General features: G+C 41.1%; 27 protein-coding genes and 4 pseudogenes. 19 read left to right on the top strand and 12 right to left on the bottom strand.

The window, feature by feature from the left end:
- Positions 1-27: 27 nt before the first annotated feature.
- A complete protein-coding gene (locus tag AAEY83_RS06550; RefSeq protein WP_025645649.1) occupies positions 28-303 on the top strand; it encodes a hypothetical protein in 276 nt (91 codons plus the stop codon).
- Positions 304-752: 449 nt separating this feature from the next.
- A complete protein-coding gene (locus AAEY83_RS06545; protein WP_025645651.1) occupies positions 753-1,427 on the top strand; it encodes a hypothetical protein in 675 nt (224 codons plus the stop codon).
- 86 nt (positions 1,428-1,513) lie between these two features.
- Here the strand turns inward: AAEY83_RS06545 and AAEY83_RS06540 are convergent.
- Positions 1,514-1,725 (bottom strand): annotated as a pseudogene (locus AAEY83_RS06540) (putative quinol monooxygenase); the annotation flags it as partial.
- A gap of 201 nt (positions 1,726-1,926) precedes the next feature.
- Between AAEY83_RS06540 and AAEY83_RS06535 the strand changes: the two are divergent.
- A complete protein-coding gene (locus AAEY83_RS06535) occupies positions 1,927-2,358 on the top strand; it encodes an integrase core domain-containing protein (protein WP_084212628.1) in 432 nt (143 codons plus the stop codon).
- A gap of 421 nt (positions 2,359-2,779) precedes the next feature.
- Here AAEY83_RS06535 and AAEY83_RS06530 read toward each other — a convergent pair whose 3' ends face one another.
- Together AAEY83_RS06530 and AAEY83_RS06525 are read right to left on the bottom strand one after the other, a co-directional pair.
- A complete protein-coding gene (locus tag AAEY83_RS06530; protein ID WP_227501895.1) occupies positions 2,780-3,835 on the bottom strand; it encodes an SDR family oxidoreductase in 1,056 nt (351 codons plus the stop codon).
- 84 nt (positions 3,836-3,919) lie between these two features.
- Positions 3,920-4,675, bottom strand: coding sequence for an SDR family oxidoreductase (locus AAEY83_RS06525; protein WP_025645655.1), 756 nt, complete (start codon positions 4,673-4,675; stop codon positions 3,920-3,922).
- Positions 4,676-4,774: 99 nt separating this feature from the next.
- On the opposite strand from AAEY83_RS06525, the gene AAEY83_RS06520 reads away from it, so the two are divergent.
- Positions 4,775-5,659 (top strand): LysR family transcriptional regulator, encoded by an 885-nt coding sequence (locus tag AAEY83_RS06520; RefSeq protein WP_025645657.1) that lies wholly within the window; start codon positions 4,775-4,777, stop codon positions 5,657-5,659.
- 7 nt (positions 5,660-5,666) lie between these two features.
- Here the strand turns inward: AAEY83_RS06520 and AAEY83_RS06515 are convergent, their stop codons facing one another.
- The 3 genes from AAEY83_RS06515 to AAEY83_RS06505 form a co-directional block, all read right to left on the bottom strand.
- Positions 5,667-6,125, bottom strand: a complete 459-nt coding sequence (locus AAEY83_RS06515) for an integrase core domain-containing protein (RefSeq protein WP_084212629.1) — start codon at positions 6,123-6,125, stop codon at positions 5,667-5,669.
- A 3-nt stretch (positions 6,126-6,128) separates the two neighbouring features.
- On the bottom strand, positions 6,129-6,476 hold the full coding sequence (locus tag AAEY83_RS06510; RefSeq protein ID WP_084212630.1) for a transposase: 348 nt from the start codon (positions 6,474-6,476) through the stop codon (positions 6,129-6,131).
- Between the two features lie 191 nt (positions 6,477-6,667).
- Positions 6,668-7,416, bottom strand: a protein-coding gene (locus AAEY83_RS06505) for an IS5 family transposase (protein ID WP_156923961.1) whose coding sequence is annotated in 2 segments (ribosomal slippage) — positions 6,668-7,086 and positions 7,086-7,416 — 750 coding nt in all. Because the reading frame shifts where the segments join, the coding sequence is not laid out codon by codon here.
- 246 nt (positions 7,417-7,662) lie between these two features.
- On the opposite strand from AAEY83_RS06505, the gene AAEY83_RS06500 reads away from it, so the two are divergent.
- Positions 7,663-8,826, top strand: coding sequence for a zinc-dependent alcohol dehydrogenase (locus tag AAEY83_RS06500; RefSeq protein WP_025645663.1), 1,164 nt, complete (start codon positions 7,663-7,665; stop codon positions 8,824-8,826).
- Positions 8,827-9,039: 213 nt separating this feature from the next.
- Here AAEY83_RS06500 and AAEY83_RS06495 read toward each other — a convergent pair whose 3' ends face one another.
- Positions 9,040-9,240: a hypothetical protein gene (locus AAEY83_RS06495; RefSeq protein WP_156923965.1), complete on the bottom strand. Its 201-nt coding sequence runs from the start codon at positions 9,238-9,240 to the stop codon at positions 9,040-9,042.
- A 130-nt stretch (positions 9,241-9,370) separates the two neighbouring features.
- Between AAEY83_RS06495 and AAEY83_RS06490 the strand changes: the two are divergent.
- The 3 genes and pseudogenes from AAEY83_RS06490 to AAEY83_RS06480 form a co-directional block, all read left to right on the top strand.
- A pseudogene (locus AAEY83_RS06490) lies at positions 9,371-9,966 on the top strand (recombinase family protein).
- 167 nt (positions 9,967-10,133) lie between these two features.
- Positions 10,134-10,265, top strand: coding sequence for a hypothetical protein (locus AAEY83_RS06485; RefSeq protein WP_264673169.1), 132 nt, complete (start codon positions 10,134-10,136; stop codon positions 10,263-10,265).
- A pseudogene (locus tag AAEY83_RS06480) lies at positions 10,258-11,073 on the top strand (IS3 family transposase); the annotation flags it as partial. The gene AAEY83_RS06485 and the pseudogene AAEY83_RS06480, both read left to right, overlap by 8 nt.
- A 105-nt stretch (positions 11,074-11,178) precedes the next feature.
- Here the strand turns inward: AAEY83_RS06480 and AAEY83_RS06475 are convergent.
- The gene (locus AAEY83_RS06475) at positions 11,179-11,514 is read right to left on the bottom strand and encodes a DMT family transporter (RefSeq protein WP_025645667.1); all 336 of its coding nucleotides are present in this window, start codon (positions 11,512-11,514) and stop codon (positions 11,179-11,181) included.
- Positions 11,515-12,043: 529 nt separating this feature from the next.
- Here AAEY83_RS06475 and AAEY83_RS06470 point away from each other — a divergent pair.
- Complete coding sequence (locus tag AAEY83_RS06470) at positions 12,044-12,238, top strand: hypothetical protein (RefSeq protein ID WP_025645669.1); 195 nt, start codon at positions 12,044-12,046, stop codon at positions 12,236-12,238.
- 20 nt (positions 12,239-12,258) lie between these two features.
- On the opposite strand, the pseudogene AAEY83_RS06465 reads toward AAEY83_RS06470, so the two are convergent.
- From AAEY83_RS06465 to AAEY83_RS06450, 4 genes and pseudogenes are all read right to left on the bottom strand, one after another.
- Positions 12,259-12,363: pseudogene (locus AAEY83_RS06465) on the bottom strand (putative quinol monooxygenase); the annotation flags it as partial.
- A 192-nt stretch (positions 12,364-12,555) separates the two neighbouring features.
- Positions 12,556-13,554 (bottom strand): zinc-binding alcohol dehydrogenase family protein, encoded by a 999-nt coding sequence (locus AAEY83_RS06460; RefSeq protein WP_025645670.1) that lies wholly within the window; start codon positions 13,552-13,554, stop codon positions 12,556-12,558.
- A gap of 427 nt (positions 13,555-13,981) precedes the next feature.
- Positions 13,982-15,535, bottom strand: coding sequence for an ATP-binding protein (locus AAEY83_RS06455; protein ID WP_025645671.1), 1,554 nt, complete (start codon positions 15,533-15,535; stop codon positions 13,982-13,984).
- Positions 15,525-16,259: a heavy metal response regulator transcription factor gene (locus AAEY83_RS06450; protein ID WP_025645672.1), complete on the bottom strand. Its 735-nt coding sequence runs from the start codon at positions 16,257-16,259 to the stop codon at positions 15,525-15,527. Before AAEY83_RS06450 ends, AAEY83_RS06455 begins: the two co-directional genes overlap by 11 nt.
- A 227-nt stretch (positions 16,260-16,486) precedes the next feature.
- Between AAEY83_RS06450 and AAEY83_RS06445 the strand changes: the two genes are divergently transcribed.
- The 10 genes from AAEY83_RS06445 to AAEY83_RS06400 all read left to right on the top strand — a co-directional run bounded on the left by AAEY83_RS06445 (position 16,487) and on the right by AAEY83_RS06400 (position 24,847).
- Entirely contained in the window at positions 16,487-16,813 is a 327-nt protein-coding gene (locus AAEY83_RS06445) for a hypothetical protein (protein WP_025645674.1), read from the top strand.
- Positions 16,814-16,963: 150 nt separating this feature from the next.
- The gene (locus tag AAEY83_RS06440; protein ID WP_025645676.1) at positions 16,964-17,242 is read left to right on the top strand and encodes a hypothetical protein; all 279 of its coding nucleotides are present in this window, start codon (positions 16,964-16,966) and stop codon (positions 17,240-17,242) included.
- A gap of 125 nt (positions 17,243-17,367) precedes the next feature.
- Complete coding sequence (locus AAEY83_RS06435; RefSeq protein ID WP_025645677.1) at positions 17,368-17,964, top strand: c-type cytochrome; 597 nt, start codon at positions 17,368-17,370, stop codon at positions 17,962-17,964.
- Positions 17,965-18,100: 136 nt separating this feature from the next.
- The gene (locus tag AAEY83_RS06430; protein ID WP_025645678.1) at positions 18,101-18,730 is read left to right on the top strand and encodes a DUF411 domain-containing protein; all 630 of its coding nucleotides are present in this window, start codon (positions 18,101-18,103) and stop codon (positions 18,728-18,730) included.
- A 67-nt stretch (positions 18,731-18,797) separates the two neighbouring features.
- On the top strand, positions 18,798-20,495 hold the full coding sequence (locus AAEY83_RS06425; RefSeq protein WP_025645679.1) for a copper resistance system multicopper oxidase: 1,698 nt from the start codon (positions 18,798-18,800) through the stop codon (positions 20,493-20,495).
- A gap of 25 nt (positions 20,496-20,520) precedes the next feature.
- Positions 20,521-21,612, top strand: a complete 1,092-nt coding sequence (locus AAEY83_RS06420) for a copper resistance protein B (protein WP_025645681.1) — start codon at positions 20,521-20,523, stop codon at positions 21,610-21,612.
- A 95-nt stretch (positions 21,613-21,707) separates the two neighbouring features.
- Positions 21,708-22,184 carry a DUF305 domain-containing protein gene (locus AAEY83_RS06415; protein WP_037059145.1) on the top strand — a complete coding sequence of 159 codons (477 nt, stop codon included), beginning with the start codon at positions 21,708-21,710 and terminating at the stop codon, positions 22,182-22,184.
- A 145-nt stretch (positions 22,185-22,329) separates the two neighbouring features.
- Entirely contained in the window at positions 22,330-23,673 is a 1,344-nt protein-coding gene (locus AAEY83_RS06410) for an APC family permease (protein ID WP_037059147.1), read from the top strand.
- A gap of 129 nt (positions 23,674-23,802) precedes the next feature.
- Positions 23,803-24,456, top strand: a complete 654-nt coding sequence (locus tag AAEY83_RS06405) for a methyltransferase family protein (protein ID WP_025645687.1) — start codon at positions 23,803-23,805, stop codon at positions 24,454-24,456.
- 112 nt (positions 24,457-24,568) lie between these two features.
- Positions 24,569-24,847, top strand: a complete 279-nt coding sequence (locus AAEY83_RS06400; RefSeq protein ID WP_025645689.1) for a DUF5676 family membrane protein — start codon at positions 24,569-24,571, stop codon at positions 24,845-24,847.
- Positions 24,848-24,878 lie beyond the last annotated feature (31 nt).

The following is a 24,878-nucleotide window of genomic DNA, read 5'->3' as shown; positions in this document are numbered from 1 at the left end:
AGAGTTTCAATAATTAAGGAGCTTATGATGAATAGTACTAAAATAGTAGGTAGTGATTTGACCCGTTCAATGCTGATGAGTGGCAGTACAAAAGTTTGGTGCGCTATAAGCGATGAGAGTGATGAGGAGGCCATGTTAGATCACTATGGTAACGACTTCACCGCTTATATCGTGTCTTTTGATAATGATTATTTTTATTGTAATCATGGTAGAGCTTGGGCTTTTGCGGTACCTATAAGGATAGTCGCAGTCGGACAAAGTCCTATAGAAGAAGAATTTAGTCCGGTTAGTATGGCTATTTAGTTTGAAGTAATATTATCATTTAGCCCAGAATTTAAGATCGAAGAGTTGCCTTGTTATATCGTGATAAACGATACTATATGATGACTCTATAAGAGTATGACTTAACTCTCTATAGCTATCTTCTAAGAGCTATTTAGAAAATAGCTATAGAGGGTTTTTGACAAATGATCCGATAAATCCATAGTTATCAGCAATGTCGATTTGCGATATGTAAGACAATCGCCTATATAACCACTTATAAGTCTATGAGACTAAAACCCTAGTCTACGTGCCACTTAACCCTGTTACTTTTATACTTGGAGTTTTGCGAGAGTAGAGCATATATCAAAACAAGCCTAAATAAGCGATAATGCTCGTTATAGATTCTGTGACGCCCTAATCGGTGTTACGCGCTAGAATAATAGCCACAGACATCAATACCGCAAATCTCTAGTACAAGGCTGCTTTGCATGACCAATAACAATCCCTTTAACCTGATTCCACTGATACCCACAGGTAGAAATGAGACAGATAACGTCAATCTCTATTCTCCTGATGACATGATTACTATCTATGAGCAGCAGTTTTTGACCGAAGTGCCTGACGATCAGCTCACCGAGTTTTTGCCCGCGCTAAAAGCCTTTTATGACATCGACGATAATACCTTAGATATCAGCGCCGTGATTTTTGACGCTATTGGCGACGCCGCTATTATTTATAATCATAAAATCAAAGTAGGCGACTATCAGCTATTGGGCGAGCTTGTTAAAGAGAGCGCTAATGATGACATTGATAATGCACAAGCTTTTACCATCGACTGTCTACGCACCTTTTATATCAACGATATCAAAATACCGTATCATTTTAACTTATTTATACAAGGCGATGGCTACTCGACTTTGACCGAAAAGAACACCGTACTTGAGAAGCTTTATTGGTTCGTTCACGACGGTTTTGACGAGCATTTATTGGGAAATCCTGACGATGTCATAAGCTTAGAGTCTATTAACGCTGAGCTCAATAAATTAGGCATCAGAGAGATGGACTTGACTACTGTCCACGCTGTCGTCAATTATATCGAAGATCATATTATCGATGATGCCATGGCAGACGCGCTCAATGAAAAGATAGATGCAGCTGAGTAGGGTTTTTTATAGAAGGTTAATTTGTAGAAGTAATAGACAAAAAAATACCGCTAAGCTTAAAGGTTAGCGGTATTTTCTATATACAGCTATATTTTTTTGATTTCTACAATATCACTTGATTCAATGAGCGATTGGATATTACCAAATAAACTTTGAATATAATCAGAGGCCATATGGATATCTAAATCCTCCCTGCTACGCCATTCTTCTAAGAAGAAATATTCACTCGAGTCATTTTCGCTAAAATATAAAGCTCATATTTCAAGCACCCTTCTTCTTGAAGCGTAGGCTCTGTAACTATCCCCTAAACTAACACAGCTCAAACGTAGAATTTCTTATAAAATCACATAAGTACAGGCGTTGTGAAAAATTCCATAAAGTTTATGGAAACATACTAGACCGTCAGTTTGCGCCCACTGCACCAAACCAAGTGTGGACAGGTGATGTAACCTATGTCCGTATCAAAGGTGGCTTTAGTTATCTAGCCGTTGTTTGAGATTTGTATGCCCAGCGTGTGGTCGGCTTTTCTATGCCAGACTCACCTGACAGTGCTCTGACCGCTAAAGCGCTGCAGATAGCGTATCAAACCAGACTTAAACCTAGTGGCGTGCTGTTTCATTCAGATCAAGGCAGTCATTATACCAGTGAAGAGTATGCTAAATGCGTAGCCAAGTGCAATGGTATGTCGCATAGTATGAGCCGACGAGGCAACTGTTGGGACAATGCACCTACAGAGAGGTTCTTTAGAAGCTTTAAGACAGAGTGGATGCCAAAAAACGGCTATGACAATATTTATGAGGCTCGGCAGGCAGTAAATGATTATATTTGGGTATATTATCAAAGTGTAAGACCACACAGCTTTAATGAGTATTTAACACCGAGCGAGAAAGAGAGACTTTATTTCAACAAAAACCTCTTAAGTACTGTCTAAAAATATTTGACCACTACAGTAAGATAACGGGTACATTTGACTCCGAACCCTATCAAGCATTTCACTCATTTCTAACATCGAGGGTGGTTTCTGCTCTTTTTTAGAGTTTTCGGCCACTTTCAAATTCCTTTTAACAAACTACTTTTAGTTATTTGGCAACAACTCTAAAGATAGCACAATAGTTAGTGAAGCAGAGTACTAACCTTTACTTATTGTCTAGAGATTTATTTAACAAAAAACACCCAACCAAGTTGAGTGTTTTTTTATTCATCTCTTTCAGTTACATCAAAGCTTAAAGCGTACTGATAATCTCATTCAGCTTGTGATTAAACGTCTCGTCCGTGACGACACCAGCTTCTTGATACCCAGCAACTTTTTTAATCTAATGATGACTTTCAAAAAAATTTGAGAAAAACAATCATTACATAGTTTGGGGATTGGGAATTAATCCATCTTTTACCATGTTGTCTAAATGCTCAATGATTTCATTATCTGTACGCAAACTCATTTCATTGAATCCAGCCTGACGAGCTTTCGTCACATCAAATATCCCATCGGTTTCGACATGAAAAAGGAAGTCACCAAAACTGCCTTGAGCAATACGATTAATATCAGGCTCTCGCAAGTCATATCGAGTTGCAATATTCTTCCATTCGGAATCTGATGCCTGATTCAAACGTTGCTGAAGATTAATTGGCTGTGGCTCGCCGACATCCAGTCCGAACCATTCCGCCACTTTTGGCCAGAGATACTTCCAGCGACATACATCACCGTTGGTAACGTTATAAGCACCATCCTTTTCGTTGTCGGCCGCCCACACGACCGCCTCACCCAATAAACTCGCAGTCGTAAAGTTGATCAATACACTATAAGCCGCTGCAGAACCCGGAAATTGCATAGCAACGCCAAAGTGTTTACATAACGTACCATAGAGACCAATCAAGTTCCCCATATTCATAGCAGAACCAAGCGAATGACCAATCATGATATCCGGTCGCAAAGCGGTCCACCTGATACCTTTACTCTCTAACGTGCGAGCATAGTCTTCGTGTTCAAAATATAGGTTTGGTGGATAATGACGGCTATCATCCTCTCGAGCTGGCGTTTTATACACACCAAGATGAGCACCATAAACCTTGCCCCCTTGCAGAAATATCACCCGCTTCAAATCCGCCCCAGCGGCTATCACACTTTCGATGATATTCTTAAACATCAAGCTATTTTCTTCCGCTTCTGTCTTTGCATCATCGGAGGGTTTGATTGCTGCATAAAAAATATGAGTCACATGGGCCAGACTGTCTGAATGCTTCTGTAGTGAAGCTCTATCAAGTAAATCAGCAGATAAATGTGCTGTCTCATGGGGAGGCTCAATCGCTCTTGAAAGAGTTGTTACCTTCCACTCAGCATCTTGTAATGCGACAACAGCCCCGTTTCCGGTCACACCTGAACCACCTACGACAAGCATATGAGGTTGCATTATATCTCCTTAGGTAACGTCAACTTTTTTGATAGAAACCAGCCACTAGCAGTGGCTGGTATCAAAAATTAATTGTCTTATAGATTAGGCGATACGACCACCGCCGTCAACATTGACCACGGTGCCATTAATAAAGCCATTTTCAAGAATAGCCAATGCTGCGTGAGAGAGGTCTTTCGTTTGACCAACTCGTCCAACAGGAAGCGATTGAGCGACATCATTAAAGAGAGCAGCTTTATCTTCATCATTGAGCATATCCCAAGTTGCGCTATCGACGACTCCGGGAGAAATAACATTAAAACGTTTTGGTTTCATTTCAATGGCTAAATTAGCCACAAGGCTTTCTAATGCGATGTTTACAACACCAACAATAGACGAGCCTACTCCTTGTCGATAAGCGGCAAGGCCTGAATAAAATAACACAGAGCCTGAATTTGTCAGGTGCTTATCAGCGCTACGCGCTAAGTTGATCGGACCATAAAGCTTGCTGGCAACCATACTTTGAATCTCCATATCCGACAACTCTAAAAATGGCTTAAACACCAGATCAGCAGCGGTCGATACAATGTGATCGTATGGCGCCTGCTCTGCAAGTGCTACATCAACTTGCTTCGCATCACTAATATCTAGCGCATAAGTACCTAATACACTGTCACCCAGTTCTGCTGCAACCTTATCCAACTTATCTTGCTTTCGCCCAGCTAAGGCCACTTTGGCGCCACGAGCGACCGCCATCGTTGCAAGCGCCGCCCCCATTCCTGAGCCTGCACCAACAATAAAAAATTTTCTGCCTTTCAGTGAGCCTTGACCATCATTGCTCTGTATCAGTGGTGTTGTCATTTTATTCTGCCTAAATCGTTAATTGGTCTTTATGATACAATATTTAAATCAACTAATAATTAACCATATAAAGAATAGTTTATTCAGGAATATTGAATAATGGACAGACTTGACTTAATGCAGATATATGTGGATATTCACGATATCGGCTCTATGGCTGGAGTAGCCAGACAAAGGAACATCGCTCCCTCAGCAGTCACGCAAGCATTACAAAAATTAGAGCAGTACGTAGGCGTAACACTGATTATGCGTACTACTCGGCGCATGTACTTTACACCGGAGGGAGAGCAGTTTCTGCATCACTGCCGCTCCATACTCGGAAAAATAAAAGAAGCGCTTGATCATGTTAATCAAAATGGACCACTACGAGGAACCATTCGTTTTACAGCAACCAATGATTTTGGTCGTACTCGATTACCATTGATCATTGATGAATTTCTAGAGTTACACCCACAAATAAAAGTGGATCTTCATCTATCGGATGGTGTCGTGGATCTGATCGGTGAACGCTTTGATTTCGCCATTCGAACCGGACCTCTGGTCGATTCAGAGTTCAAAGCACGCCGATTAATGAGTCAAAAGCGCTACGTATGTGCAGCCCCGATTTATTGGGTAAACAACGGGAAGCCCACGCATCCTAGAGAGCTCTTACAGCATAACTGTCTGGTTTTAGCTCGTCCCAACGCTTCGCAATCGGAATGGCACTTTATCGAACAAGGAAAATCATTTGCAGTTAAAATATCCGGCAACAGATTGGCCAATGATGGAGGTGTACTACGCCAATGGGCTATTAATGGTGCAGGTGTGGTTGTAAAAGGTGAATTCGACATTGAGGAAGACCTTAAAGCAGGACGTTTAGAGTGTGTGCTTACTTCTTTTACACATCAGCTGATCAATCTCTATGCGGTCTACCCCGGACATCGCCCATCGCCAAACCGAGTACTGGCGATGATAGATTTTATCGTTGACAGGCTAAAAGTGTAGTGGTCAACTAATTTAGGACAGCTGATAAGAGATTTTGGTTAAAGTAACGTCTCTCTTTTTCTGCTGGTGATAAATAATCATTTGCTGGTGATAAATAATCATTGAAACGGTGCGGTCTCACGGTTTGATAGTAGCCCCAGATATAATCAATAATGGCGGCCGATGCTGCATCCATATCCTCGTAACCGCTCTTTGGCATCCACTCCGTTTTAAAACTCCTGAGGAACCTTTCAGTTGGGGCATTGTCCCAACAATTACCACGACGGCTCATACTTTGTATCATACCGTCACAACCAGCGACTGAATCAGCAAACTTCTTGCTGGTGTAATGGGTACCTTGATCGGAATGAAACAGGACGCCACTAGGTTTAAGTCTGGTTTGATACGCTATCTGCAGCGCTTTAGCGGTCAGAGCACTGTCAGGTGAGTCTGGCATAGAAAAGCCGACCACACGCTGGGCATACAAATCTCAAACAACGGCTAGATAACTAAAGCCACCTTTGATACGGACATAGGTTACATCACCTGTCCACTCTTGATTAGGCGCTTCTGGGCTAAAGTTGCGATCTAAGAGATTGTCATGGGCTTTGTGTTCTTGATCAGCTTGCTGGTATTTATGCGTCTTGAGCTGACAGCTCATTAGTCCCATGCCTTTCATAAACTTAGACGCTAGGTAGCGCGTCAACCTATTGTCTAAGGTGGAAGTACCAATGCCTAGCGACTGGGAAACCTCAGCAACTTTGCGTTTGTGCTCAACGACTAAGCTAATGGCTTTTAACTTGAATTCTCGGGTGTATTTTTGGCGTTTGGTAGTCATACTAATTATCCTCTTTGGGGTAGTATAACCTCTTAAACATGGTCCGATTTAATTATGCCACTACAAGATCTTGGCGGTCATAAAAGTTGCCCCAACGCTTATAATTATTATCCGTTCTCGACTCAGGGTTATAAGGAATGGCGATGTATGTTTGAATTTTATTAGTGTCCTAAATTAGGGTGTGTTGACAATTACCGTAAATGGATAATCGTCGCTGCTAAATAGATATTAGCAGCAAACGACTCATCCGTTTTTTCAGCACGCATGGCAATTTTCTTGAAATCTTTCAGCTTACAGAAGAAGTTCTCGATTAAGTGACGCCACTTGTACATTTCTTTATCGAAATCTCGTTGCTTTAAACGAGAGCGTTTAGGGGGTATGACCGCTTTGCTACCACGCTCTTCTAAGTCTAGCAGTAGCCAATCCGTGTCAAAGGCTCTATCGGCAAGCAGTGCACCAAACTCTTTGTCTTTAATTAAAGGTTTAACGCCAGCCATGTCATGCTGTTGTCCTTTCAATAAAGTAAAATCAACAAGGTTGCCTAATGCATCAACCATTGCCATGATTTTAGTGGTCATACCGCCTCTTGATTTGCCAATTGCCTGATGACAAGCCCCCCTTTTGCGCCTTGTCCATGACGATGTACCTTAACAATAGTGCCATCAATCATGGCATACTCTAAATCTGAGTCATTCAGAGCATTAAATAGCTTACTGAATCTATCGCTTTTTACCCATCGACGGTAGCGCTTATAAACACTGTTCCAGTTACCAAATTCAGGGGGTAAGTCTCGCCACGGACTACCTGTTCGGACAATCCATAGAACAGCTTCGATAAATAGTCGATTATTTACCGCTGTTCTACCAACATCGGTCTCTTTACCTGAACAATACGGTGCTATCTTTGCCCACTGGGCATCACTTAGGGTTAATCTAGTCATAACACTATGATTATCGATTATTCTATATATGTCAACACACCCTAGTTGACCACTACAATTTTTTACTTACAACACGCAACCTTTTTAACACACGTTGATTATAAATCTTTTTTTTCAAGGTGCTAATATAATTGAGTAATACTTAACTTAGATAACATAAACCATTAATTCTAATAACTTTCATCTTGTATTATCACAGATTATTGTTTATCGAGATTTTGCAAGCTTTACTTAACTGGAGAAATTATGCGTGCTTTAACTTACCACGGTGCTAAAGATGTGCGAGTGGACAATGTCCCAGAGCCTAAACTGCAAGAAAAAGATGATGTTATTTTACGTGTGACTGCAACTGCAATTTGTGGTTCAGATTTACACTTATATCGTGGCAAAATGCCTGCAACCGAGGAAGGCGATATCTTCGGTCATGAGTTTATGGGTGTGGTTGAAGAAGTAGGCTCTGAAGTCACTGCTGTTAAAAAAGGCGATAGAGTTGTTATTCCTTTTGTTATTGCATGTGGTAACTGCTTTTTCTGTCAGCATGACCTAATGTCCGCTTGTGAGACTACAAATACAGGCCCAGGCGCTGCTATTAATAAAAAAATAATTCCGCCACCGGCTGCTTTATTTGGTTTTAGCCATTTATATGGTGGGATTCCTGGTGGACAAGCAGAATTTGTACGGGTTCCTAAAGGTAATTTTAATCCGTTCAAAGTAAATGGCTCACTGTCAGATGAGAAGGTTTTATTTTTATCAGATATTTTACCAACTGCTTGGCAGGCCGTGACTAATGCCAATATTACTAAAGGTTCAACCGTAGCTATTTATGGTGCGGGTCCTGTGGGGTTGTTATCAGCAGCTTGTGCCAAAATGTTAGGCGCTGAGCAGATCTTCGTGGTAGATCATAATGACTACCGTTTGCAGTATGCCAAAGATACGTACGGGGCTATTCCGGTTAATTTCGATAAGGTAGATGCTGCTGAATTCATCATTGAACAGACCAAAGGACATCGCGGCGTTGACGGCGTTATTGATGCGATTGGCTTTGAAGCCAAAGGCAGTATGCTAGAAACAATAATGACCAATTTGAAAATTGAAGGGTCAAGTGGTGCAGCTTTACGTCAATGTATTGCAGCTGTGCGTCGTGGCGGGGTCGTTAGTGTTCCTGGTGTGTATGCAGGACCCATTCATGGTTTCTTATTTGGTGACGCTTTTGATAAAGGGCTTACTTTCAAAATGGGCCAAACCCATGTACACAAGTATTTACCACAGTTATTAGAGTATATTGAAAATGGTGATTTATCACCTGAAGCTATTATTACTCACCGTATGAATTTGTCTGACGCTGCTAAAGGTTATGAAATTTTCGAAAAGCGTGAAGAAGAATGTCGTAAAGTCATTTTAACTCCTTAATTTTTCAAATTTACCCTTTACTTTTAACATTTAAAGGTTAGGTCATAGCTGCTTTAACGAGATTGTCTTAAATAATGGTTATCGCTAAAGCAGCTAGTAAAAAAATCTTTGACTTGCTTTTCTCTGCACACGGCAAAAAAATCATCCCCCAACCGATTTTCATGGGTTTAGGGATTAAAAAAACTAACTAACTGTCTTAGATGGTCTTAAAGCTTAGAAGTGTAAAGCAAAATAAACTTTCTTATATTTATCAGGATCATCTTTATTAGCTACAAACCCTTTGCTAACCAACTTTACCGAGTTAAATGTTTCACCTTCATCATTAGTTATCATAACAATCAAGTTTTGATCCCCAAAACTTTGGAGTTCTTTAATCAGCTCTTTAATTGTCTTAGTTCTATCTTCCCATTGCACTATACCCAAAACATAAAACCTCTAAACGATAACCTATCTATCATTTGACTTTTTTTGATATTAAATGATAGTAATATCTTGCTATTATCAATGAACATCAATTATTAAGTCTAAGTAATAGAGGGGCATTATGTCCGTTCGTATTTATGTGAGAGCCAGCACTAAGGACCAAGACGCTACTAGAGCATTAATAGATTTGGTTGCCTTCAGTAGCCGCTATGGTGATAGCTATGTTGATTACGTTGAGCACTTCAGTGGTACAAAGCTCGATAGACCAGTATTAGCTAAGTTGCTAAAGGACGCCGAGCAAGGCGATATTTTATTGGTTGAAAGCGTGGATAGGTTAAGCAGGCTATCTCAAGATGATTTTGCGATTCTAAAGCAGCGTATTAAAGACAAGGGCTTACGATTGGTGGTGGCTGACTACCAACCACACATACGATGAGTGACGGTATGACAGGTGAGATTCTAAAAGTGATTAACGATATGCTGATCGATTTATTAGCGACCATGGCAAAGCTTGATAATGACAAGCGTAGAGAGCGCATTAAACAAGGATTGGCCAACAGTGGCTATAAACCCACTGGTAAGAAAGCCAATACCGCAAAACACAATCGTATTAAAGCATTGGCCAGTCAAAACAATATGATAAAAGAAGAGATCGCTAAGGCGGTTGGTGTTGGCGTAGCTACCGTTTATCGTGTCTTAAAGCAGGTTAATAGCTGAGGTGTTTTAAATATCGACTCAACGTGATCTTTGGTCTTGATTTAAAGGAATCGCAATGTCATACGAAAATCGTTTTAATGCAATAATGCCTCATTATAATCATTATATTGCATTCATAATTGTTTTTACGCAAAATAGCTTATCTATAATCGATTGAGCCACTCATAATGAATACCCCCATCTCAGATCCTATTGGCGCAGCATGGCTTGTCCGTTATGCCAGCATCGAGCTGGTTTCCCTTTTATATGTCAGCAGTAGTATCGGTGGACGCAGACAAACCTATCTATTAGCGGGCTAAAGAGCTAGGAGAAACGCCTGAAAAACGTTCACAGCGTAGTCAGCATGACGACTATTATATCAGTGAGATGAAACGTATTTGACAGGACAGTAAATGCCGTTACGGTGCGCGTAAAGTCTGGCAGCAGATGAGAGCGGATGGTATCCATATCGCACGCTGCACGGTTGAGCGATTAATGAGACAGCATGGTCTGCAAGGCGTCTGGCGTGGCAAAGGCAAGATTACCAACAACAGCCGTGATGACCAAAAACGCGCTGATGATTTAGTCAACCGTGATTTCACGGCCCATCGCCCTAACCAGTTGTGGGTTGCAGACTTTACTTATATCAAGACAACGAGTGGCTGGGTCTATACCGCTTTTATCATTGATGTGTTTGCCCGCGCTATTGTGGGCTGGAAAGTCTCTAATCGTATGAATACTGATATGGTAATGGCGGCATTAAATCAAGCAATAGCAGATAGAAACCATCCCAAAGATATCATTCATCATAGTGATCGCGGGACTCAGTACTTATCCATTCGCTATACTTCTAGGATGACGGATTCTGGCGTCATTGCCTCTGTTGGTACCAAAGGTGATTCATACGACAATGCGTTGGCTGAAAAGGTTAACGGGCTGTATAAAACCGAGGTGATTCATTATTTAAAGCAAAACTGGACTGGTGGGAACGATGTTGAACTGGCAACCCTTGAATGGGTCGATTGGTTTAACAAAACCCGTTTGCATAGTAAAATTGGTTATGTGTCGCCCTTTGAGTTTGAGAGACGATACTATGATAGTCTTAGTGAGTCAGACAAAGCTGCCTGACTCAAGTAAACCAGACTCCGATATAGTCGGGGCGGTTCACACTTGAAGTCGCATTGTTCTACACATAACAACCGCCATGCTTGGCGGTTGTTTTTTTTATTGATTTCAATGCCCTGACATATGCGACATGGTATTAAGTAAAATCACGCCTAGCAAAATTAATCCAATACTAATAACTCCCATTAAATCGGCTTTTTGACCAAAAAACATGATGCTAACCAAAGATGTCAAAACCAATCCGACCCCTGCCCAAATAGCATATCCCGTACCTAACGGCAAAGTTTTAAGTGCCAATGATAAGCAATAAAATGACACGATAAACCCAACTGCAACCCCAACAGTTGGCAAAGGCTTAGAAAAACCCTCACTCAATTTTAACATTGAGGATGCAAAAACTTCGCTCAAAATTGCCCCTGCCAAAAATAACCAATGTGCTTGCATATTTATTGCCTTGTATTATAGAAAGTCTAATGATTATAGCTAGTTACGAATTAAAGCACAATCTTGTTTTTTAATGAAAACCCTGAGCAAAATGTCATAAAGAGACGTTAGCGTTCCATGCCCTTGCTCTGCTGTGGGTTTATCTCATTTTGGACTTCCCTAATAACTTGGTGAGTAAATCGTTCTGCTGTGCGTTGATGTTCGCCATTTGTCTGTTCTCGTTGTTTAATCTCTCGGTATATATAAGAAATTGCAGGCCACGCCTGAAGATAAAGGGCTACAGAGGGATGCCCTAAAACGAGCCGAAAAGTACGAGTTACAAAATGAGTCAATTCGATTATTACCCACTGAAAGGGTCAGGGGTTGCCTACGGTATCGCATTTCAAACGACAGTGGGATTGATGTTAGATATAACGAGAAAAGAGAAAAGGCTCATTTTAGTAATGTTCAACGCTGTGTTTCTGTTTGGGTGTGCCCTGTATGTTCAGCCTAAATTAGTGAGGGTAGAAGACAAGAATTAAGTACAGGTATGGACAACTGGACGACTCAAGGTGGTGCAGTGTATCTAATCACGTTTACCAATACTCACCATGTCGGTGATAACTTAGATGATCTACTACAGGGTCAAAAGAAAGCCTTTATCAAATTATGGGGTATGCGTAAGGTTAAAAAAACTATGAAAGCACTAGGTTATAAGGGTCGCATTGTTGCGACAGAATTTTGAACACTACCGGGGGCGGTTCATCCTTCTTCTTGAAGCGTAGGCTCTATTACACTTTTTAAAAGCGCTTCTAACGTCTCTTTTTGATCTGATTTTGCCTTAAAGTTCGCAATTATTGAAATAGTCATTATTTCACCTTGAATTTGTTTTAGGGCTTGTCCCTATTTTAAAAATGATGATAAAAATGAGATAAATTAAAGGCAAACAAGAAAAATAGCGCAGGTAATATCAAGATATTGGTCAGCTATTTGACACCGTTTGCCAAAGATTTAGCCATTTTTAGCCCATTTAGTCATAAACGCTTGAATTAGGGACACGCTCTAGAAATTTTCTAGTACAATTTTGCCTTTTGACTTGCCTGATTCAAGCAACTTATGCGCCTTCTCCAAGTTTGCAGCGTTAATGTTGCCTAGATTTTGGTTGAGGGTACTTCTAATTTTTTGCTGGTCAACTAATTGGGCAACCTGTTGCAATAGATCACCTTGCTTTTCAATATCATCGGTTTCATACATTGAACGTGTGAACATCAACTCCCAATGGATAGAAATAGATTTAGTCTTAAACGGCATAATATCAAATGTTTGTGGATCATCGATCAATCCAAGCTTGCCTTGTGGTGCAATCAGAGAAACTATTTGCTTGATATAGGTTTCTGTATGATTGGTAGAGAATACGTATTTTGGTTTTGCAATGCCTAGTGTCTCGATTTGTGCATTTAAATCTTTGCTATGATCAATGACATGGTCGGCACCCAATGATTCCACCCAAGATTTCGTTTCTTCACGTGATGCTGTTGCTATAACGGTCAGATTTGTTTTTGCTTTTAGGAGTTGGATAGCGATTGATCCTACACCGCCTGCACCACCAATAATTAAAATACTGCCAACTTCGGTTTCTGAAATTTGAAGCCGATCAAACAGCATTTCCCATGCCGTTATTGCAGTTAATGGCAATGCTGCTGCTTCTGCATTAGATACGGTAGTTGGTTTAAGACTGATAATTCGTTCATCGACTGCTTGATACTCAGCATTACTACCATCTCGGGTTAAATCGCCAGCATACCAAACAGAGTCTCCTACTTTAAACGAGGTAACTTTTGAGCCAATTTCAATAATTTCCCCAACGGCATCCCAACCTAAAATACGATCGTCTGCTTCAGACGAATTTTTTCTCACTTTGGTATCCACTGGATTCACAGAGATTGTCTGAACTTTTACTAGTACATCACGCTCTTTAAGCGTAGGCTTCGCTTTTTCAATATCTACCAATGAATTTTTAAAATCATCATGGTTATTGATAACATACGATACGGCTTTCATAGATTTGTCCTCAATTTTAAAAAAATATAGGGCGTGTTGAACATTCGACCATGGCACTGACAGCGACTATTTTTTAGGCGATTCGATGTTAAAAATAATAAGTTTAGTCATTCTAAGCGCTTATTTTTAACGATGAAGCGGCAAAAAAGAGTCCTGTCCCTGTTGTTGTCGTGAGGGCTGATGCTAAAATTGCCCCATACTGCGTTACAAATCTCGCTAAGGCATCTGCATTATCGTCGCTTTGTGCCTTGTCTGGAACAAACCCCCATATCAACAACATCACCTAAGAAAATTAGACTTCATAATCTAGCCTTATACACTATATGAATAATAGCATTCAGAGCCTTTCGACTTATCAAAATAAAATAGACCTATAGTAGGTCTACATATTATTAATATTTTGAACACTAGGATATTGAGGTGTATGCTACTTAGCAATCAATAATCCTACAGTAACTTCAAAACAATACTCATCTTTGTTAGTGATATTGACCGTCCCTTTATGAGCATTAGCAATAGCCTGAACGATAGATAAACCCAAACCTGATCCTGAATGGTGCTGGCTAGTTTTATCATGACGATAAAAGCGCTCAAACAATCGATCTGCTTCGCTTTGGTTTAGAGGTTTTTCTAGAAGGTTAGTAAAAGTTATCTCTAGCCAAGATTGCTTCGCGGTTTGAGTGTTACTTTGATCGTCTTCAAGCATCTTATAATTATTAACGGAAGTATTTGGAGTGTTGACAGTGGCTGATATTGTGACGACGCTATTACTAGCGGCGTAGTAGATCGCGTTTGATAGCAGATTAGCAAATAGCCTTTGTAATAAACCTTCATCGCCTAATACTGCCTTAAAATCTCCTAATTTTACAAAAGTTATTTTACGATCCTCGGCAATCATTTCAAAGTAATCTAACAGCTTATTGATTAGGACCTCAGTATCTACAGTAGTCACTTGCGAATCACTCAGTCCTTTTTGGGTTTTTGCTAGCAGTAGCATGTTGTTAATCATCGCCGATAATTGCTCTAAGGTGTCATGTTGCTGATGTAATTGTTCGACATATTCCTCTTCCTCTCTAGGCTTATTTAACATGACTTGCGTTTGCGTAATCAGCGTCGCTATTGGCGTGCGTAGCTCATGCGCGATATTGTCTGAAAATCGCGACAACGACTCAAAATTGCTTTCAAGCTTAGCCATCATCGAGTTATAGGATTCTGCTAAAGGTCTTAGCTCTAATGGCATATCACTAACTATTACTCTTTCGCTCAATCTTTCAGGATGAATACCTTTCATCCTTTGCACGATAGTGGATAAAGGGGCAAAACCCCAATACACGCTTAAGGCTGCTATTGAAACCAACAGTAGTGTGATGGCAAATAGGATCAGACTAAGTTGACGGTTAAACTGTAATAAATACTGATGATGCACGTCAATGGGTAAGGCGATAAGGGCAAGCATGTCATCGTCTCCAATAACCATAGCTCGATAACGTCTGTCTTTAATATTTATTACAAACTGTCTGTCATCATGATTTTGCTGTAATGATAATAGGTTAAAGTCGGCACTTAATTCATTAGCAAAGTTTTTGGGAGTACTAGATAGCAATCGCCCCTCTTTATCAGCAATGATAGTTTTTAGATCGTAATCTAGCGCTGATGAATGCAGGTGATCATCATTTTCTGTGGCTATTGTAGGAAGTAGATTTGAAGAAGCTTTCGAGCTTAGCGGTTGTTGAGTGTTTGATGGACTTTGAGGCTTAGGTAGTGTCTGAGAGGCTATTTGGTTATCCGCCTCTGTTACGCGCTTACGTAGATTAAAGGCTGCGTGGGTAATGATTTCAGCATCCATTTGCTCAAAATGGCCTTTAACAGAGTGCTGTACCCAGATATAGACTATCAACTGCGATAAAACGACAAATATCGTCAATAAAAACACAGTTCGCCATAGTAAGGGTAAGCGTCGATTGTCCAATCTATTTATCATATTGGCTATCTTCCGTTTCGCTGGCAGCTTTATTACTAGCTGAAACGTCGACAGCATCTAATCGGTAGCCCATGCCACGCACAGTATGAATTAGCTTGGTATCAAACTCATCGTCTATTTTTATACGCAGACGTCTTATTGCCACATCAATCACATTAGTATCGTTATCAAAGTTCATATCCCATACTTGTGAAGCAATGATTGAGCGTGGTAATACTTCACCGCGGCGCTCTAATAGAAACTGTAATAGGGAGAACTCTTTTGCGGTTAGTTTAATGGGCGTGTCTCCTCTATGTACAGTGCGCTTGGCAATGTCCATTTTGAGATCCGCTATTTGCATGAGCGTACTTTTATAGTCGGCTTGATTGGCGCGTCGTAATAAGCTTTTTATCCTGACTATTAACTCTGCAAAGGCAAAAGGTTTGGTCAGATAATCATCACCGCCAATCTCAATCCCCTTGATTTTGTCATCTAAATCATCTTTTGCGGTTAGAAATAACACTGGCGTATGCTTGCCAGCCGCTCGGTAATTACGTACTAGCTCAAAACCGCTAACATCAGGCAGCATAACATCCATGAGTATCACGCTAAACTCTTCAGTCATCATAGCATGGTAGCCATCTAAACCTGTCAGCTGATGATCAACAATGAAGCCTGCTTCACTTAAGCCTTTTTTTACATATTCGCCGAGTTTTAATTCATCTTCTACTAGTAGTACTTTCATAGTAATCCTTCAATATAATTATGATTTTATAATACCCAAATCAATATAAATGACAAAACGGACTGGTATCTGACAAAGATGTCATGCGCTCGTCATCAAATGGTCAGTCTTCGTTTGTTAATCTATACCTATAGTACATAGCGGCTCATTCTTGATACGAGTAGCTACTATGAATTATTACTACAGGTAATTAGTTTCAATATTTAATAATTTATTAAGGATGTTATATGAAAAGCTATCGTTCATTCAAAAAAGTGGTGCTGCTATCCGCTTCGATGCTTATCGGTATATCAGCAGCTAATGCGCATACTACCAATCTAAGCACTTCAATTATCGATAATTGCGATAACTTAACTACGTTTGCCAGAAATCTAGATCACAATAACGCGCAGATGTCTGATGCTCAAATGAAAAGCTATGTTGATGCACGAGTCGCTTGCCAAGTTCAGCATCAAGATCAACATCTGCAGTCTGAAAAGTATTTTATAAAAAAATATGGTAGCGATCGTGATAGAAATGCTGATGCCATACTAAATGAATACGTGCCGGATTAAAATATAAAAGTAGCAAGATGACAATATTGTCATCTTGCTGTCATCTCTCTGTCAGAATCAATAAGTTATGCTTTAGACTGGTTATGCTTTAGACTGAATTAATATCCTAAAGCTTTATGTACCCTCAACTAAATCAATTAAGGATTAACCATGTCACTCTTTAAATCAAAGTCTTTACCTAAAGCAATCGTAGCCACTGCCGTCGCTCTAGTCGTTTCAACCTCAGCTCTAGCACATGATCCTAAAATGCATGCTGAAAAAGATCAAATGAACTGTGAAAAAATGCAAAAGCATATGGATATGATGGGAAAAATGGATCATAGCAAGATGGACATGAGCGATCCTGCCATGAAAGCGATGATGGCTAACATGGGTAAAATGAAGCAAATGTACCAAAAACACTGCGTAACAGATAAAAGTGACTCTTAAACATTGATTTTATAAATCCTTTATTACTGCTAGATAGTTTCATCAATCAGTAATAAGGGTTTGTAGGAAATATTTGTAGACGCTAAGAGTAGGGTATTAAAGAAAATGGATTATAGGATAAACCCATGAAGTTTTTACTAGGAGTACTTTTCACTGTCGTGGTCGCTATTGTTGGTGTCTTTACTGTGGTTATGAGTGGTGTCATTAATATTGGCGCTGATCAAGGACATAGTCCATTGGTTTATAATTTCTTGGAGACGGCTCGCACCCGTTCAATAGCCTACGCTAGCAAGGACATTATTGTTCCAGATTTAGAAAAAGTAGAGATGATTAGCTCAGGCGGTGCCGATTACAAAGATATGTGCGCAGGCTGCCATTTGTCTCCTGGGGTAGAGAGCACTGATTTTAGTGAGAGCCTATACCCTAAGCCACCTAATTTCACTAATGCGCAAGTAGTTGATCGTTATAAAACGGATGCAGGAGCTCAGCAAAGTTTTTGGGCGATTAAGCACGGTATTATGGCATCAGGCATGCCAGCATGGGGTGCTTCTCATGACGACGATAGAATGTGGGCAATGGTCGCTTTTATTAGATCACTACCTGAGTTAAATGAGAATCAGTATACCATGCTAACCACTAGACTGGATGATGACATGATGGATATGTCACTGAATAGCGACATGATGGATATGTCAGAAGGTGGAGCTGGAATGCAGCATTAATTCTTCCATATTCCTTTATAAAAGCGCAGTGTTAAATAGTGCTGCCTTTTGGGATTTAAACTTTGCCTATACTACTAGTTATAGGGTATAAATCTTTAGAAAGTTCAACAGATAAGCAGACGCTTAGGAGTAAGTTATGAGACGCTATATAAATATAATGGGCAATGGACATAAAAAGGTATCAGCTTCTGCTCTTTTACTAGTAGCAACGTCAACAGTAATGGCTTGTAGTCAGCCCGATACTAGTGTTTCAAATTCTACTCAAACTGAGCCAACGCTTGCCACCAAAAGTGCTCAAATAGAGCAACCACAACCGCAAATGATGTCTGTCAGTGCTAATTCAGGTACTGGGTCGACAATTCTACAAAACGTCTCGGCTACAGTTTACAAAGATGCTAATTGTGGCTGCTGCAAAGAATGGGTAGGCTATGCCGAAGGTCATGGTCTAAGCGCAACTGCGCAAGACGTTACAGATTTATCTTTATTTAAAGAGCGTTACGGTGTCCCGCAGCAAATGCGCTCTTGTCATACCACCGTCACTACTAATGGTTATGTTTTTGAAGGTCACGTTCCTGCCAAATACATGGCACAGTTTCTAGCCAATCCGCCAACTGATTCCATCGGTCTTGCGGTACCGAGTATGCCAGTTGGTAGTCCGGGCATGGAATATCAAGATAAATTTATGCCCTATAAAGTCATGCAATTGAACAAGGATGGCAGCACTCAAGTGTATGCGGCTATTGAGTCGCCAGCGCAGCAGATGTAGTTCTATTAATAAGTTATCAGATATATAAGTTCAACTCTCATTTCATGGATTAACTTAGGTCAATATTATGAATAAAAACAGATTTAACCGCAGGCGTTTTTTGACAGGGTCATCCACCTTGCTCGGCGCGTCGATGCTATCCACACTACCGACGATGGCTAATAGTGCTTTAACTAAAAGCCAAAATGTCGTAGTCAATAGTGATAGAGCCGATCACATTGTACCTATACTAACGGGTAATGAATTTGATCTTTATGTCAGTGAGAAGATGATAACGGTCAACGGCAAGTCAAGCATGGCAACGCTGATAAATGACTCACTGCCTGCGCCAACGCTTAAGATGCAAGAAGGCGATACGGTCACCATTCGAGTCCATAATCAGCTGAATGAGTCGACCTCTATTCACTGGCATGGCCTCTTAGTGCCGTTTGAGATGGATGGCGTACCGGGTATCAGCTTTGATGGTATTCCTGCGGGTAGCACCTTCACGTACAAATTTAAACTGACACAGTCAGGCACTTATTGGTATCACTCGCATACTGGCTTCCAAGAGCAGACCGGTATGCGCGGGGCTATTGTGATTGAACCTAAAGGGCGCGAACGCTATCCTATCGAGGAAGATCACGTTATCCTGCTTAGTGATTGGACGCATCGCGATCCGCATAATCTGCTAAAACTACTTAAGCAGCGTGCTGACTTTGATAATTATCATCTGCCAGACTTTAAAAAGCTATTGTCCGATATTGCCGCTACGGATCTTGAGGCGGCTTATGATAAACGTAAAGTGTGGAACCAGATGCGCATGATGCCGACTGATTTTACTGATTTATCTGGTGAGACCACGTTTACTTATCTTATGAATGGTAAAACGACAGCGGCTAACTGGACGCAACTTGTCAAGGCTGGACAGCCTGTCAAACTACGCTTTATCAATGGTTCAGCGCAGACGATATTTGATGTACGCATCCCCGGCCTAAAAATGAAAGTCGTCGCGACGGATGGGATTGATGTCAGTCCCGTCGATATCGATGATTTCCGTATTGGGGTGGCCGAGACTTATGATGTCATCGTGACGCCCACTAAAGACGCGCATACCATATTTGCTCAAAACATAGATCGGTCAGGCTATGTTGCGACAACGCTTGCTACCAAAAAAGGTGCTCGTCCTGCGATACCTGCTATGGACAAAATCGAATGGCTGACGATGGCCGACATGATGGGCGCCATGGGATCGAATGGCTATAACGCTAAACATGCCAAAACAGAATATGACTTTAAGTCCGATATGCGCGTTGATAGTCCGCGTATGAACCTTGATGACCCTGGTATTAATCTACGTAACATTGATAGAAAGGTTTTGAATTATAGTCAGTTGCGCTCTGTCGGCGATGAGATAATGGCAGAGCAGCGCAAACCCACCAGAGAGATTGAAATACATCTGACGGGAAACATGGAGCGCTATATTTGGGCTCTAGACGGGGTTATGTTCAAAGATGCCGCACCGGTCAATATTAAGCCGGGTGAGCGCGTGCGTATTACCTTAGTCAATGACACCATGATGAATCATCCCATGCATTTGCATGGTATGTGGAGCGATCTGCGGATGCCTTCAGGTGAGTTTCAAGTACGTAAGCATACGATAATGGTACAGCCTGCACAAAAGATAAGCTTTGATGTCACCGGAGAAGCTGGCAGATGGGCATGGCATTGCCACTTGCTCTATCACATGGAAGCAGGGATGTTTAGAGAAGTTGCCGTTGTTTAATAAACCTTCGAATATGAGCCTTATTATGAAAATATATAAAGTAGGTCTACCGTTTATTGGCATGTCATCTTTGATGCTACTAATGTCACCTTTAGCAAACGCTGCTGAGATGTCGAACATGGATCATGGCAGTATGGACATGTCTGGTATGGATATGTCAGATATGGATCACAGCAGCATGGACATGTCTGGTATGGATATGTCAGATATGGATCATAGTGGTATGGATATGTCAGGCGATATGTCGGATATGGATCACAGTGGTATGGATATGTCAGGTGACATGTCAGATATGGATCACAGTGGCATGGATATGTCGGGCGATATGTCAGGTATGGATCATAGTGGCATGGATATGTCAGGCATGGACCATGGCAGTATGGATATGTCAGGAGGTATGCAAGGTGGTAAAGCTCCAGCTGATGCTCGCAGTCCTGACTACTCGAACGGTGTTCCCTATGGTCGCTTTGGTAAGCCTGTGATGATGGATAGCTTACCGTTATGGGGTGTGTCAGTAGAAACTTTGGGCTATCAGTTTGAGAATGACCAAATCGATTTTGAGTTTGATACGTGGTACGGTACTGATAGTAATCGTGTCACTCTACGCAGTGAAGGTAGTGCTCAAACTAACGATGATAAAGAAATTGATAGCTTAACCTCACTCGCTTATTGGAAGCCGCTCGGTATCTTCTGGAATGGAGAAGCGGGTATTGCTTATAATACTGAAAACGATAAGTCCGCAATCATGGCAGGCATTGTTGGTACGGCGCCGTACTTCGTTGAGACTGACGCAAGAGCTTATCTATATACTGATGGTCAAGTCCAGCTTGATCTTGGGACAGCGTACGAGTGGCGCTTAGATCAGCGTTGGGTGGTCAGACCAGAGCTGGAGCTGACTGCCTTTAGTAAAGATGATACCGATAACGGTATTACTAAAGGATTTAATGAGTTTGAAGCTGAAGTTAGGCTGGCTTATGAGACATTCAGTCGTCAGCTCGCGCCTTATGTTGGTTTCAGCTACAAGAGCGCCTTGGGTGATGCGCGAGACTTACGTCGTCAAGAGGACGAAGACGTTGATTCTAATAGTCTGACTGCTGGTGTGATGTTTTGGTTCTAGTGTTAACCATGTAAGTAACAACAGTTTATAACACTAGCTCTAAAAAAAGGCACCTCTTTATTTAGGTGCCTTTTTACTAAATTAAGGACAAGAATATGAATAACCATATGGATAATAAACAGAAGCAAATGAACCCTTATGTAAAGTTCACAATCATGATTTTAACATCCACAGTGGTGATGTTTATCATGATGTATTTTAATACTTATCAATGGGATCACGTTTATTTTAGCGAAACCAGAGCTTATATGGCGTTATATATGGGCGCTATGATGGCTATTATTATGCTCGCCTTTATGACCAATATGTATAAAAAGACTAAGGTCAATCTAATGGTTTATGGGATTAGTGTCGTGCTATTTGCCTTTGGTTTATGGGGCGTTAGATCACAACAAACGGTCGATCAAGTGGATTGGATGCAGGCGATGATACCGCATCACTCGATTGCTATTTTGACCAGTTCGCGTGCTGATATCGAAGATCCACGTGTACGTCAGCTTGCTGATGACATTATCGAAGCACAAAAGCGTGAAATCGGTGAGATGCAAGCACTTATTGATGAGTTGGAATAATATATTATGATACCAATAAGTAAGCTCTTCTTTAAAAACTATTTACTATATCGCGTCTTTTAATTCTAACTATACCTACTCCTTACTTCAAAAATAACCTGTAAAACTGAAGTTCTACGAAGAAATAGATTAAGGTCGAATAAGTATGAAACAAGATAGAACGACTCGCTATCAGAAGGATAGTTTGACATTATCAGGAACAGTTATGCTAGGTACCGGTGTCATGATCGGTGCTGGTATTTTCGCTCTGACCGGTCAGATGGCTCAGATGACGGGTTCGCTTTTCCCACTTGCTTTTCTAGCCGCCGCAATCGTTGTTTCTTTTAGTGCCTATTCTTATATCAAAATCTCTAACGCTTACCCGTCGGCTGGCGGTGTTGCAATGTACCTGCATCAGGCATACGGAGATCGTTTACCGACTGGATTTAATGCCATGCTGATGTATTTCTCCATGGTTATAGCGCAGAGCTTTTTGGCCCGGACGTTCGGGTCATACACTATGCAGTTATTCGGTGGCGATGACAGCGGTCGCATGGTATCCATCCTTGGCGCCGCGCTTATTCTTGCTGCGTTCTTTATCAATTTACTTGGTAATCGTTGGATTCAGGGGGTTGCATCGGTTATCGGTATTATAAAAATTGTCGGTATTCTTATATTCGGGTTGGTTGGTATCTGGCTAGCTGATAGCTTTGCAGTTGATTCTTCTACATTAGGTGACACTAATACTGTTGGTGACTTTCTTGGCGCAACGGCGCTAGGCATACTGGCATTTAAAGGCTTTACCACGATTACCAACAGTGGCTCGGAAGTAAAAAATCCTCATCGCAACGTCGGCCGTGCCATTGTAATATCAATCGCAATATGCGTAGTTATTTACACTCTAGTCGGTTTCGCGGTGTCTAGTAATCTATCTCTTGCCGAAATCATCGAAACTAAAGATTACTCCTTGGCTGCCGCCGCACGCCCAGCACTTGGCGACTATGGTCTATGGTTCACAGTTGCAATCGCAATGGTAGCTACCGCTGGCGGCCTCCTTGCTAGCATCTTCGCAGTCTCTCGTATGCTTGCTATGTTGACTGAGATGAAGCTGGTGCCTCATCGTCATTTGGGAATGCCGGGAAGCGTTCAAAAACATACGTTGGTCTATACTGTGGTGTTGGGTTTAGCTTTTACGACGTTATTTGACTTATCACGAATTGCAGCGCTTGGCATTGTTTTCTATCTAATTATGGATATCGCCATTCATTGGGGTGTTTTGCGATACCTTCGTCAGGATATAAAGGCGGTGATGTGGGTGCCTATAGTGGCCATACTTCTTGACCTGTTGGTTCTCGGCGGTTTTGTCTGGATTAAACTAAACTCAGATCCATTCGTACTTGGCGTAGCAGTCGTCACTATTGTAGTGATTGCTGTGGCTGAGCAGGTTTACCTGAAATCTTCAGCGAGGAAAAAAGCTATCGAAAAAGATACGCTTGCAGACCATCATTGACAGTAACATCAAAGAGTTTACAGAAAATTGTTTGGTTAAAAATTGCATAGATTTAAGTGTCTGCTTACTATCTTCAAGAATTGATTTCATGCAATACGATATTCATAAAGACAACAGGGAAAGTAAGCTATGAATGAGTCATTTAATCACGCTGGAACTTGGGGTCTCGCACTAATTGTTATTGTTCTGATTTCTTGGTTCTTTTACCGTTATTTCGCACCAAAGAACTGGCGTGAATGGGCGGGTGCTGGTGTAGTTCAGGCTTTCATTATTGCACTTTACGCAGAAATGTATGGCTTTCCGCTCACTATATATTTATTAGTACGGTTTTTTGGTTTGGACAGCCAATATGTCAGCGCTAGCTTATGGTCGACCCTTGTTGGTTTAGGTGAGACAGGCATGATGATCTCAATGCTACTCGGCTATGCTATTGCATTTTTAGGAGTCGGTCTTTTTGCTCAAGGTTGGCGCCAAGTCCACAAAGCACGAGGGGAAAATCGTTTAGTAACTGATGGACTCTATGCCTACGTACGTCATCCTCAGTACACCGGGTTGTTTATTGCACTGTTCGGTGAGGGTGTGGTGCATTGGCCAACTCTGTTTTCAATCGGTCTGTTTCCAGTGATTGTGCTTGTATACACATGGTTAGCTCGACGTGAGGAACGGCATATGTTTGAAGAGTTTGGTAAAGACTACCTTACTTACAAACAGCAAGTGCCAATGTTTATTCCTCAATGGGGTCAATGGCGTCAACTTGCCGCCGCCGCACGAGTTAAAAAGTAATATCAATACAGGATAAAGCTTTAATTCATACAAATCCTTAGAGTTAGCATGGTTAGATACGATTGGTTATCTTGAGCTTGAACCACATCATACAATAGTGAGGATTACTAAGATGGTCAAATCAAACTTAACAACAAGTACTTTAAGGATTGCCCCTGTTGGCAATAGTGTATCGTTGTTTCTACTTATTAGTTATCTATTATGCATAGGGTTTGGTTTACTCGCACCCGAACAGATAGCGATGCACGAAGCTTGGGCACCTCTACTACCTGGCTTTGAGTGGTTAACATGGACAGGTTTTCTAATTGGACTTGTAGAATCATATCTTTACGGTTGGTATTTCGCCATCTTGTTCGTGCCACTATATCGTTGGTTCGCCAAAGTGCGCTAAAGATATTGATATATTAACAGTCAGTAAACCT

The organism is Psychrobacter sp. TB20-MNA-CIBAN-0197 (assembly GCF_040309765.1).
Classification (GTDB): domain Bacteria; phylum Pseudomonadota; class Gammaproteobacteria; order Pseudomonadales; family Moraxellaceae; genus Psychrobacter; species Psychrobacter submarinus.
The sequence above is the reverse complement of the archived record's forward strand: the minus strand, read 5'-3'. Positions and strand labels throughout refer to the sequence as shown.